Below are 12,103 nucleotides of genomic sequence, written 5' to 3'. Positions count from 1 at the left end.
ACAAGTTAAATATGTTTACTTTAACTTCATATGAAATATAGGAAATGGATTCCCTTGTTCATCAAGTTCCGACCTTTTAAATATATCAAATCCCATATGTTTATAGAATCCTACTCCCTGTTCATTCTGCTCATTTACATCTACATAATTTATATTCAAACTACTTATTGCGTATTCTACAAGCCTTTTTCCTACGCCCTTACATCTACATTCAGCACTTACAAATAGCATTTCAATCTTACCATCATGCACACCCATAAATGCTTGTATGATACCTTCATCATCTCTTACACATACAAATTTGCTAACATAATAAGCTCCTTCTTTAACTTTAGGTTTTATTGATATTATATCCTCTTCATTTAAAAAAGTATGTGTTGCTCTTACTGAAGATTCCCATACAACTAATATATTATCCATATCTTCCTTATCAATATTATTTAAAATTTCTATATCAATCATATTATATATCCTCACTAAACTATATTATGTATTAATTATAGCATATTTTGTAAAAACAACTTTATTCTAACTTCAAAGAATATTTTTATAATTTACTACTTCATTTCTATATTGTATATAATAGATCTGCACCCGTTGATAGAATTGTGTACTACTTTCCTGCCGTATACTCTTGGTATGGAAGCAAAATTGTGACACCCATTTTATCTAACTTATAATTTGTACCTTCTGTAGGTGTTTTATTAGAAAACAAGTTCATTCCAACAGTGTAAAGAGCTTCGGCTGTATCTCGGGGATCTTGACTAACTGTACCTTCCATCTCTCCTTTATTAATTAATTCAATGGCTTCTGGCATTCCGTCGATCCCTACAACTACAATAGTTTTAGAAAGATCACCGGTGTTATATCCATATGTCTGTAATGCCTCAACAGCCCCTATTGCCATAGCATCATTATCTGCAATTATTGCTTCTATTTTGCCATTATATTTTAGGAATAAAGAATTAATTGCATCTTTAGCAAATTCCTTATTAAAATTAGCATTTACTATTTGAAGTGGTTCTGTTTTTATTTTTGTATTAATTGCCGCAAGAGCATATTGTGGCCTGATATTTTGATCAGAACCACGTAGCATAATATATTGTAATATGTTATCATTATTTTTATCTATACTTGATTTATTAGCATTCCATATATCAATAATAATCTTTCCTTGTAAATCTCCTCCTTGCTTATTATCTGCGTCTACAACAAAAGCTTTATTATAAGATTTAATAACATCTTCTGCTCTAGGTTCTAGGTAATTAAAAACTACTGGGATTCCAAGTGCTGTTGCTTTATCAAGAACATTTTTTACTGATTCTACGCTTCTATTTACTAAATCCACTAATAAAATGTCAACATTGCCAGTTTTAAATAAGTTATTAATAGTAGCCTCTTGAATAGATTGGTTGTTTTTTCCATCATAAAAAGTAAATTTTACATTATCCTCATTTTTCATTTGAATATCTTCTAAAGTTTTTTTAATTATTGACGTATATAGATCATCAAAACTATAAAGTAATACACCTATATTAATTGGTCTCCTTGTAGTAATATTTGAGCTAGCATTTGTTATTTTCAAACTACAGCATGTTAGTGAAGTATATATAATAACAAAAACTAGAATAAACGCCATTACTCTTTTTAATGATTTCACTTTAGGTCCTCCTCACAATTATCATAAAACATAATTCATAGTAGCAATTTATACTTTTTAGTATGTTCATTAATAAAAAGATATATAGATTTTAATAATGCTTAGTACTAATTTTTGATAAATTGGTTACGTATATTTTTAGAGACTTCAATTTAATATCATTCCTAACTGCTCAATGTTAACTGAAGAAAGAATTTTATAGTGTTACTACGTCAAATTTACACGATGTATATTACTGACGCCGTTCATTCAGTATATTTTTAAGATAACTTGATTATTGTATAAAAATGGAATATAATTGGTAATTAATAGGGGGTGATATAAATGAAAAATAAATTATTAGGTGTAACTTTATCAGCACTGCTATTATTTTTTAGCGGTGCACCAACTTTAGTTAATGCAGCTGAAACTAATCAATCAACAAAAATTGTAAATGCTACACATGAACATAATTGGGTAGAACTATATGTTCATAATGGTTGTCATACCTACATGTGCACTATTTGCCACCAAAGATATACAGTATGTGAATATTAAAACTAATGATTTTGAGCCTATAATATTAATTTGTAGGTTCAAATTATCAAACTTTCCAACTTCCTATATATTGCTGATATAAATTGTTTCTTTTTCCCAATTAACTCATTCCTTCCTTTTTAATTTATCTGTCAATCTATTTCTTAATTTTTATTTATTTTAGTTAAATATTTACTATACACATTCTACACATTATGCAAACTTGAGCATTGAACACAAAATCCCCTTATATTTTAAAAATACAAGAGAATTTAAAATGTTATTATTCTATCTTTCTAATACAAACTAGAGTTTTTAAAAAATTAATCAGTGCTTTTCTCATTCGGTTCATATTCTAATATATCACTCAGATCACATCCTAAGACTTCACATATTTTATCAAGATGATTAAGATTAACTCTATCAACCAATTCGTGATAAAGTTCAGAAATAGTATTAGGTCTTATTTCAGTTTCTCTAGCTAATCTGGCTTGAGTCAATCTTTCTTCCCCTAATACCTTTGATAAATTTATTCTTATCATAATGCCATCTCCTATTTCGGGGATTTGTTTTTCTTTCCTTAATATATAGTTGTCCCAATAACAAATACTGATATAAAATATCGCATTATGTTATTGGGTGATTTCTAAGAAAACTCTAAATTTTTATATCTATTCTATCATAATTTCTGAACCTTAATTATTTTTGTTATTTCATATCAATTTTAGTTAATTATTTTAGCTTATTTTCTTTATTCTAATGCTTCTGCAGCAACCTTTCTCTTTTAAAATATATCCTTTACTTTCTAATATATTAATATATTTTTGTACTGTTGCTGTTGAATTCAATTCTGCTATTTCAGCAATTTCCCTAACCGTTGGGGACATACTCTTTTCTCTAATATACATCTCAATAATATTTAATATTGTTCTCTCTTTTTCCGTCAACATTTAATCTTCTCCTTTAAATAAATATTTATGTACAATGTTTATTTTAATAATGCGAACTAGTGTTCGTATTATATTTTACTACTATTAGATTATTTTGTAAATATGAACATAAAAGAAACTAGGAAATTTTATTATCTCCTAGTTTAAAACATGGTTTACTTCTTTTTTAAGCGCCTGGTTTATCTAATGGTTTTTATTAAAAAAATACTATCACCTTTGTACTTGTACCATTAGTTTTTAATCATCTTATTTTTATCGAATCCATTCTCTACAAGAATTGCATACAAAGTACCATCTGCTTTCATCTCATTAATTTTTTCATTTAATGCAGTTAATAATGTGGTATCCTTTTTTTTAACTGCTATTCCTGTAGGTAAACTTAGTTCAGGAGTGTAATCTGTTAATGTCTTCAAAAAAAGTTTTGTGTGTTTTAAAGTATAGTCTACAATTGCAGAATCAGCTACACCTGCATCAACTTCCCCATTATTTATAGCATTTAATAATTCAATGGTATCATTAAAAATTAATACATCTTTTATTAAGTTATTTTTCTTCCAATCTTGTACTAAATCTACAAATTTAGTACCTTTTTCAGTTCCAACTACGGCATTTTTTAAATCACTCTTAAAATTAATTTTTGAAGCTTTTGGAACAATTACAATATCTGATTCTCTATATAATGGTTGCGTGAATGATACTATAGCTTCGCGCTCAGGAGTTATAAATATCGCATTAGCTGCTAAATCTATACTATCATCAGTATTTAGTTTATCTAATAGATCTGAAAATTGTATTTCCTTGCTTTCAACTTTATTAATTCCAAGTCGCTTTGCAATTTCAGTTATGATATCAGCATCAACACCATCTAGTTGACTTGTTTCAGGATTTATGTATGCAAAAGGCGGATCATTTGATGTAGCAAAAGTTAATACTCCTTTTTCTTTTATTGTTTGTAACCGATCCTTTCCTTGTACAATATTTGTTGTTGTGATTTTACTACATTTTGTATCGTATCCGATTGTTACAATAAGGCCCATAATAACAATTAAAGTAAATATTTTTTTCATAAGTAAAAATCTCCTTAAAACGTCAGTCCTTTTTTATAATTATTGTTTGGAATTGAAACATAACTTATTCGTGTTTTAAGAAAGTTTAAATTTTAAAAATATTATAGTTAATTAAAAACTAAGATGAAAAGTTAAATTCCGTATGCAAAAGTAATAAATTAAATAAAAGATTCAACTTTAATGTATATTATTTTTTTATGGTATCAATAATTCAAGCACACTGAAACTCAATTTACAATTTTTTTAGAGATAGTAATTAACTAATGAGTTAAAATGTATTTCAACTTATTTTTAAAAATTTTACACAAAAAAATAAGCAGTAGTGGATTGCTCCTAGCTACTGCCACTTAAAAAATACTATTGAGCTTGTAGAAATTCCTCATAAGTTTCTATTTTATCCTCTCTATTGTTTTCCTTTAGCCAATTCTTATATTTCAAAATGATTTCTTCTATAGTTTTCAAACTTAATTTATTATCATTTTTTCTTTTCATTTTTACATACAAATTAACCTTAATTATATTTCCCAATTATCTCACTCCTTTTATGCCTATACCTACTACATATATGCTGTTTTTAAATTATTGTGACTAAAATTAGGCAAAAAAATAAAGGACGCAGGATTTCTCCCGTGCCCTTAAATACTTTATTACTATTTATTATTCTATTTAACCCACGTACCAGTTTCATAAATTCTATAACCATCTGGAGTTGTACAATTCCCATGCATAGCACAATTTACCATTCAATTTAGACCATTGGTTAGATACAGATATCCATTCGAATATATACCATTCTTATCCTAACATTTAATTACCTCTATAATAAAAAACGCACTCTTCTGAATGATTTTAGAATTTCTATAGCTTTTTAAATCATTATTTTTAGATTCTATATCATTATATAAAATTTAATCATATAGAATCTTATTGCTAAATATACTGCATCTGAAAAACTAAGCCCATCACTTAAACCTCCATATATAAGAATGATGTGTTATTCAATATAGATAGTCCATTTATTGCATTTATTACACAAGTATATAGCAAAATCTAATGTTTCATCAGCAGCATCTAAATCGAAAGTAAAACTGTTTTCTTCTTCAATGACTCCTATATCCCTACGCCAGACACTAAAATTTTCTGCATTACATTCCAGGCACTCAGAATCACATCTCCCTACATACTCAAAATCATCAATCATTATTTCGTTATCCTGTAAAAATTGAACTATAACTTCTTCATAACTTACATCTGAATGACCAATAAAATTCTCTAATTTCAAAAATTCACTCATGCAAAAAAAACCTCCCATAAAATACTGTACATATTATAAAAATGATTATAGCTAGAACCATATGCAAATTCAAACTACAATAACTTATTTAATGTCTATCAGAATATATTAAAACTAATATCGTACAAATTTTATGGATTTTCAAAGTATATATTGACTACTTATGATTTTTAAGATATTATATGTTGCACTTTTTAAATATAAATCTAATAATTCACAATGTCTTCCTATTACGCAGTAATAATAAAAGACACTTACATTACTGAAAGTGCCTTAGATACAATTCTATTATCTTACTTCAAACCAATCAATTTGATCATGTACTACATAATCCTTGTAAGTTCCTTTTGTAAACTTATATGTAGCTGTAAATGAATGATCCTTATCTCTATTTTCAAACCATGATGTAAATTTATTAATTTCGTCTTGTGATACAGTGTATTGTTTTATCTGTCCATCTACTAATTCAATAAATAAATTTGCATCTCCAGTTGGATTAGTTGGTTGAGGATCATCTTTTTTAGTTACTGTAACAGTGCATGTCGCAGCTAAACCATTAACAGTTGTAGCTGTTATAGTGCATGTTCCTTCACTTACTCCTGTAACTTCACCTGTAGTAGGATTTACTGTTGCTACTCTTGTATTATCTGATGACCAAGTTACTTGCGCTCCTGCTGGAGTTGTTGTTGTGGTTAATTGTTGCGAATCACCCACTCTTAAATCCATTATTGATTGGTTTAATGATATTGCTTCGCCATATGGTAGTATTTTTCCATTTTCATCTATATCTATAGCATCAAAATAAATATAGCCTGTTGAAACAGCATTTGGAAAATCTACTACTACAGTATGAACTCCTAAACTCAAATTATTTACTTCTGATACTAAAATTTGAAATGACAACGAATCTTTTAAATTGATAGAATAAACTTTATTACCATCTATTGTTATTCTTGCATTATTTGCACCATCGATATTTTTAACAGTAACAAACCTAATCTTTGTACCATAAAAGTTAAATTTCACAGACGAATTACCTGTATTGCTCTCCATTACAGTACCATTCCAGTCTGAGTCATTTTGGCCTTCAAACCATGTTCCATTAAATGATATTATACCATCTTTTTTAGCATCAATCCTCTTCCATCCAGTATCAGGACTTGTTAACTGTTGTCCAACAGTAGCAGCATTAACTGCACTACCATTTTGAATCATTCCAATTCCTATGAACATTAATGCCATTACAAACATTATACTAAACTTTTTAAAGTAATTTTTCATTTATCATTTCTCCCTTATTTTCAATAATAAATGAACGCGCGTTCTTTTTATATATTTATTCTAATTGTTATTCCAGTAAAAGCCAACAATAATCGTAATACAAATTCCTTTATATCTAAGAATTTCAGTAAATTTTTAGATGTTTTATTATCAATATTTATACTATCTTACTTAAAATGGATAACAAAAAAAGACCTTTTATTTAAGCCTTTAATGTTATCTACACTTATTTACTTGAAAATCTTATTTTTCAAGTGCGTATTAAAAATTTTTTAAAATAAACCTTATAAATGCTATTCTTATGATCCTATTAATTGTGATATGAAACATGTTAAGTATGTTAAAGTGAGTGGTGGAAATTTGGCTTTTATTATTTGACCAGCTCAGGTGAAACTATAGATTGTAACAAAATGAAACCTTATACTAATTAAGTAATACCGTATGAATATTTACTATAAATATGTCAATAATTCTATATGAAGGCATGACTCAACCCATCAAAAAAGAGATAGCTTTAGTTTTACTATTAACACTATCTCTTTTTTGCACTAAAAAATGCAGCCAAATTAATGACTGCACCTTTATGTTTTCAAGAATTATGAGAGAGATTTGTTGGGTATAAAAGGGTTTATTTATCTTTTGTATAAATCTATTTTAACATAATACGACAAAACAGTCTATACTTTTCTATAATTTTATTATTATGTTAAAATTTTGACATAATAATATAGTGTTTTTCTAATTTTCTAAACATAAAAAAGACTCATTAGGGGATGAGCCTTTAAGGGAATTGATTATTTTATAATCAACTTAGGGTTAATTTAATTATAAAATATATAGTATATGATATCAAAAAATTAATTCTACATTATATTCTAATAAATAAATTAATAAACTAATATCTGACATTAAATACTAGTAGAAATAATCGGAATAAATCACTATTTAATTTAATAAGTAAAAAAAAGTAAATAAAAGATGTGTGTGAAATGTTGTAAAAGATAGTAAAATTAAGATGGGTATAAAGGTTATGGGATGATGTTATACATAGCATCGAATGAGACTGAGTATGGGAGCTTAGTCTCATTTTTATATTTAATTTTCGCCATTCATCATTACACTATTTCGGGAATGCAGGTTGTATGGAACGTTACAGTATCATTGTTCTCTACTTAATAAAAATAAATTAGTTTGGTTAATACTATATTAAGTCAAATACGAGTGATAAGTTATACCTTTTAATAATATATCCCAAAGCGCATTGAACTCTTTATCAATATTAGGATTCTGCCATTCATTAACATGTGCAGGGTGATAAAATCGAGTGAATGCGTCTAATATAGCCAAAGCTGTCTGTTCAGGGGTATCTTTTACAAAGACTCCTTCGTCAACACCTTGTTTAATAATCTTAGTAGTATCTTCAATAAGATGGGTAATATGTTGATGTAATACTTCGCTGGATTGTGCCGCAAGAGTAGTATAAATCGCATATAACTCAGGCTCATTAATTGCACTTTGGCGTTTGCCTTTAAATAAAGCCTCAAGCCAACGATAAAGCTTAATATCTGAAGAAATGGGCTCATTAAGAATATCGTTTAGTGGCGCTGATGCTCGATCTAACCAACGCTCTACAACAGCGTCCCATAGCTTAGCTTTGCTATCATAATGTCGATAGATGACAGGGTGACTGACATTGAGTGCACGCGCTATATCCTGTACATTAGCTTTTGCAGGGCCAAATCGCAGAAGAACTTCTTCTGCTGAATTTAAAATCATTTCTTTAGTTAAAGGCAACTTTGCCATGATAGCTCACCATCCATATAAAAAAATTGTTTTAATATAATGATTATATCATATTTCTAATAAACGAACTATATTTGTTACATGCTACATGTTACATATATTGAATTTTGTACGCTATGGTGATATAATGAATTTAAGTTGTTTATTTAAGGAGGATGTAAAATGGCAAAGAATATTATATTCTATTTTTCCGGTACAGGTAACAGTCTAAAAGTGGCAAAAGATATCGCAAGTGCTATTCAAGACTGTGAGCTAATTTCAATGGGGAAATCGCACAAGTTAAGCGGTACATACGAGCGAATTGGCTTTGTGTATCCTATTTACGCTGGCGGTATGCCGGGCGCAGTTGAGAGGTTTGTAAAAGCACTTGACCTTTTAGCAAATAAAAACAGCTTCATTTTTGCTGTTTGTACAAGCGGAAGCGGGAGTGCTGGCGGTTTGACGAATATCAGCAAAATTATTGGTGGCAAGGGTGGCAAACTGAGCTACGGTGAAAGCATTAAGTGCTTTTCTAATTATGTTGGTTTGTACGCCATGGGGAGCGATGCCGATAATAAAGCAAAGGCACAAAGCCAGGCCACAAAGCAGGTTATTAAAGACATTCAAAGTCTCGTTGTAAAGCCACCTTGCAAGAACAATCCAATAGCACTACTTCATGGGCCTTTTATAAAGTGGATGGCAAAAAGAGACAAAGGGTTCAATGTTAGTGAAGCTTGTAACGGCTGCTCAACCTGCAGTAAGGTTTGTCCTGTCGGAAATATAAAAATGCAAGATGGCAAGCCGATATTTCTGCATAACTGCGAGCAGTGTATGGCTTGTATTCAGTGGTGTCCTAAACAATCCATAAACCTTAAGAATAAAACACAAAATCGTGGCCGTTATCATCATCCAGAAATAACGCTTGCGGAGATGATTAACCGAAAATAGAAATGAGATTACTGACAGTAAATCAAAGCTGGTGCAGATGCAAAACAACTTATTGATATAGGATAAACTCAGGGTTCTGAAGATACAGTTAAAAATGATAGCCATTAACATACAATTATGAATACTACGAATTAAGAAAAACGCAGGTTAATTCACCTACGTTTTTTATTTTAAAAGTATATTTTTTAACTCACTATATTGATGTGATTTCATATGATAATATCAATGATATTATGTAATAGTCTTATCGAGCATCCTAATAATGATGCATAAGATATCCTCAATTTTTTTATTCGCCAAAAATTACAATAATGTAGTAAATACAAAATCTTTATTTCTACACATCCTAAGAATATGGTGAACTTATTTATTTACAACAATCTTCATATTGTCTTTTAAATTAGTTTTATCTACTTCAATTAACATAACCCATTCCCATGTACCATCAAATCCTTCTATGCCATCTACTTGTGCACTTGATGATTGTTTTAAGTTGACTGTTAAAATATTATCACCTAAATTTATATTTTCAACTCTATATCCTTGTACTGAACAAGTTGGAGAAGGTATTTGTAAGTACAAAACTGCCTTTTCTTTATCAGGTAATTTCAGAATAATATACTCCCACACCCTTAAAAAACTACTTTATATCATAAAACTAATTTCCTAAAGTTCTCTGAAGCTCTTAACATTTTTCTATAGGTAAGATTTGAGTTTCAAGCCATATTCCTTTAGAATCTGATCTAACATAGCATCTAAAACCCTTGAAATAACTCAATACATATTCTAAATCTACCCCTTCAAAACTACCATCTCCACGATAACCATTAGGAAGGTAATCTGTTCTTACATAACCAGTTGTTTTGATTAATATACCATCATTAATATCACATTTGGTATTAATGCCACTTACTTGACCACTTTCTGTATACTGGTGTCCAGCTCTAGCACTCCATATAGAATTACTTGGTAAGTTCCATGGATCATCATTATAATTAGCTTCCCATAATGGATAATTTGCAATTCTATTATATATATTATCCATAAATCCAGTATAAGTATAAACTCCTATAGGAAAATTTGATAGCTCTTTAAACTTATTTATAAATCTAATAACATAGTCCATTAATCCGTCAAATTTTATTTCTATGTCTAACATTGGAATAAGATCATTTGTTTTATTCTTAGTAGCGTTATAAAAACTAGTTGCCTGAGTCTCAGGAGAATTAGTCACCGCTAAAAAGTGATAAAAGCCAGTCTTTAGTCCTGCGTAATGAGCATTTGAATAATTTGTCTCTAGATAACTATCTGTATATGTTGTCCCTTCTGTAGCTTTTATATAGACAACTTCGACACAATCTACTTTTACCTGGTTAAAATTTATATTTCCATTAAGGTTACTTACATCTAAACCTTTCATTGTTTACTCATCCTTTCTTATTTTAGATGAAAAATTAGAGCAGCCATAAAGACCGCTCCGAATACTAAGCTTATGCTACAGTTTCTTGAACTGTATTTACTACAGTAGATTGAGCGTTTATATTAGCTAATTTATTTTTTAGATCTGTATTTTCTGCAATTAATTTATCATTTTTTTCTTGTAGTTGTTTTAAAATTGTTAAATTATCTAATACAGCTTGTTTGCCAGCATTAACACTTCCAGCAACAGAGTGTCTTAATTTATCAACATCATCCTGTTTCAACTTAGGAAATTCTTTTAATAATGCTTTATTAAATGTATCTATCTTAGATGTTAATTTTTCTTCAATAGATTGTGAAATTCTAAAGTTTTCAGCTACCATCTACCATATTTGTTTAGCCGCAGTAATATAATTTTCATTCTTTAAAATTAATGTTTCTACTCCTGCTTTTTCTAGCTTAGACTCTACTAATTTCACTAAAATTGTTATTAATGCTTTTATCATTTTTACATCACTCCCTTTTTTATTTATTAAATATTCCGGCTTGAACTGCATAAAAAAAGAAGCTTACTAAAGTTCCCCCAATAGCAGTTATAAATCACTTCATCATACTAGTTAAATTTTTAAGATCTTCACATAAGTTCTTAAGTTCTGTTTTAAGCTCCCTTCCAAGTTTATCTAGCCTATCACCATGTTTATTAAGTCTAGTTTCACACCTCACTAATTTATCTTTTGCCAATTCGTCATTCATGTTGCACCTCTTTTTCTAATAAATTTCTATAATAAAAAGATACCTACATTTCTGCAAGTATCTTTTATAAACTTTATATTTAATTATCTTTTCAAACAATCAATTTATGCTATTATAGTTGAAGGTATTTTAATTGTTACTGTTCCTCCAGGTAGTATATCTCCAGCATTAACTATAATATTTTTAGATGTTGAACTTGAATCAACTGTCCCTTGAGTAGTTGTTACTCCACTCACATTAAAATCTATATGATTCGGTGCTGCATCATTAACAACTACTGATTTAGCTGTCTTTGTTCCAGTATTGGTTATAACAAGAGTATATGTGAAATTATCTCCTATCCAAAGATCTTTTACAATTAACAATATCTCTTTTTTGCACTAAAAAATGCAGCCAAATTAATGACTGCATATCTTATGAAAATTGCACAATC

Annotated in this window: 16 protein-coding genes and 1 pseudogene; 2 read left to right on the top strand and 15 right to left on the bottom strand. The window is 28.9% G+C overall.

The window, feature by feature from the left end; genetic code table 11:
• Positions 1-15: 15 nt before the first annotated feature.
• A complete protein-coding gene (locus tag CSPA_RS15335; protein ID WP_015393233.1) occupies positions 16-462 on the bottom strand; it encodes a GNAT family N-acetyltransferase in 447 nt (148 codons plus the stop codon).
• Between the two features lie 151 nt (positions 463-613).
• Positions 614-1,660, bottom strand: coding sequence for a galactose ABC transporter substrate-binding protein (locus tag CSPA_RS15330; RefSeq protein WP_015393232.1), 1,047 nt, complete (start codon positions 1,658-1,660; stop codon positions 614-616).
• A gap of 324 nt (positions 1,661-1,984) precedes the next feature.
• On the opposite strand from CSPA_RS15330, the gene CSPA_RS15325 reads away from it, so the two are divergent.
• Positions 1,985-2,197, top strand: coding sequence for a hypothetical protein (locus tag CSPA_RS15325; RefSeq protein ID WP_015393231.1), 213 nt, complete (start codon positions 1,985-1,987; stop codon positions 2,195-2,197).
• Positions 2,198-2,499: 302 nt separating this feature from the next.
• Here the strand turns inward: CSPA_RS15325 and CSPA_RS15320 are convergent, their stop codons facing one another.
• From CSPA_RS15320 to CSPA_RS15295, 7 genes are all read right to left on the bottom strand, one after another.
• The gene (locus tag CSPA_RS15320) at positions 2,500-2,718 is read right to left on the bottom strand and encodes a helix-turn-helix domain-containing protein (protein ID WP_015393230.1); all 219 of its coding nucleotides are present in this window, start codon (positions 2,716-2,718) and stop codon (positions 2,500-2,502) included.
• A gap of 195 nt (positions 2,719-2,913) precedes the next feature.
• Positions 2,914-3,126: a LexA family protein gene (locus CSPA_RS15315; RefSeq protein ID WP_015393229.1), complete on the bottom strand. Its 213-nt coding sequence runs from the start codon at positions 3,124-3,126 to the stop codon at positions 2,914-2,916.
• A 230-nt stretch (positions 3,127-3,356) separates the two neighbouring features.
• A complete protein-coding gene (locus CSPA_RS15310; RefSeq protein WP_015393228.1) occupies positions 3,357-4,193 on the bottom strand; it encodes an ABC transporter substrate-binding protein in 837 nt (278 codons plus the stop codon).
• Between the two features lie 357 nt (positions 4,194-4,550).
• Complete coding sequence (locus CSPA_RS30215) at positions 4,551-4,721, bottom strand: hypothetical protein (protein WP_015393215.1); 171 nt, start codon at positions 4,719-4,721, stop codon at positions 4,551-4,553.
• 466 nt (positions 4,722-5,187) lie between these two features.
• Positions 5,188-5,487, bottom strand: coding sequence for a hypothetical protein (locus CSPA_RS15305; protein WP_015393227.1), 300 nt, complete (start codon positions 5,485-5,487; stop codon positions 5,188-5,190).
• 288 nt (positions 5,488-5,775) lie between these two features.
• Entirely contained in the window at positions 5,776-6,768 is a 993-nt protein-coding gene (locus CSPA_RS15300; protein ID WP_015393226.1) for an Ig-like domain-containing protein, read from the bottom strand.
• Between the two features lie 1,206 nt (positions 6,769-7,974).
• Complete coding sequence (locus tag CSPA_RS15295; RefSeq protein WP_015393225.1) at positions 7,975-8,571, bottom strand: TetR/AcrR family transcriptional regulator; 597 nt, start codon at positions 8,569-8,571, stop codon at positions 7,975-7,977.
• Positions 8,572-8,733: 162 nt separating this feature from the next.
• Between CSPA_RS15295 and CSPA_RS15290 the strand changes: the two genes are divergently transcribed.
• Positions 8,734-9,498: an EFR1 family ferrodoxin gene (locus CSPA_RS15290; RefSeq protein ID WP_015393224.1), complete on the top strand. Its 765-nt coding sequence runs from the start codon at positions 8,734-8,736 to the stop codon at positions 9,496-9,498.
• Positions 9,499-9,861: 363 nt separating this feature from the next.
• On the opposite strand, the gene CSPA_RS15285 is transcribed toward CSPA_RS15290, so the two are convergent.
• From CSPA_RS15285 to CSPA_RS15265, 6 genes and pseudogenes are all read right to left on the bottom strand, one after another.
• Positions 9,862-10,128 (bottom strand): hypothetical protein, encoded by a 267-nt coding sequence (locus CSPA_RS15285; protein ID WP_015393223.1) that lies wholly within the window; start codon positions 10,126-10,128, stop codon positions 9,862-9,864.
• Positions 10,129-10,183: 55 nt separating this feature from the next.
• Positions 10,184-10,918 carry a GH25 family lysozyme gene (locus CSPA_RS15280; protein ID WP_015393222.1) on the bottom strand — a complete coding sequence of 245 codons (735 nt, stop codon included), beginning with the start codon at positions 10,916-10,918 and terminating at the stop codon, positions 10,184-10,186.
• Positions 10,919-10,988: 70 nt separating this feature from the next.
• Complete coding sequence (locus CSPA_RS15275; protein WP_015393221.1) at positions 10,989-11,300, bottom strand: hypothetical protein; 312 nt, start codon at positions 11,298-11,300, stop codon at positions 10,989-10,991.
• The gene (locus CSPA_RS31000; protein WP_015393220.1) at positions 11,301-11,423 is read right to left on the bottom strand and encodes a hypothetical protein; all 123 of its coding nucleotides are present in this window, start codon (positions 11,421-11,423) and stop codon (positions 11,301-11,303) included.
• A 94-nt stretch (positions 11,424-11,517) separates the two neighbouring features.
• Complete coding sequence (locus tag CSPA_RS15270; RefSeq protein ID WP_015393219.1) at positions 11,518-11,670, bottom strand: hemolysin XhlA family protein; 153 nt, start codon at positions 11,668-11,670, stop codon at positions 11,518-11,520.
• Positions 11,671-11,774: 104 nt separating this feature from the next.
• Positions 11,775-12,026, bottom strand: a pseudogene (locus CSPA_RS15265) (hypothetical protein); the annotation flags it as partial.
• Between the last annotated feature and the right edge of the window lie 77 nt (positions 12,027-12,103).

Source organism: Clostridium saccharoperbutylacetonicum N1-4(HMT), assembly GCF_000340885.1.
Classification (GTDB): Bacteria; Bacillota; Clostridia; order Clostridiales; family Clostridiaceae; genus Clostridium; species Clostridium saccharoperbutylacetonicum.
Note: the sequence above shows the minus strand (reverse complement) of the source record. Positions and strands in the feature narration are given on the sequence as shown.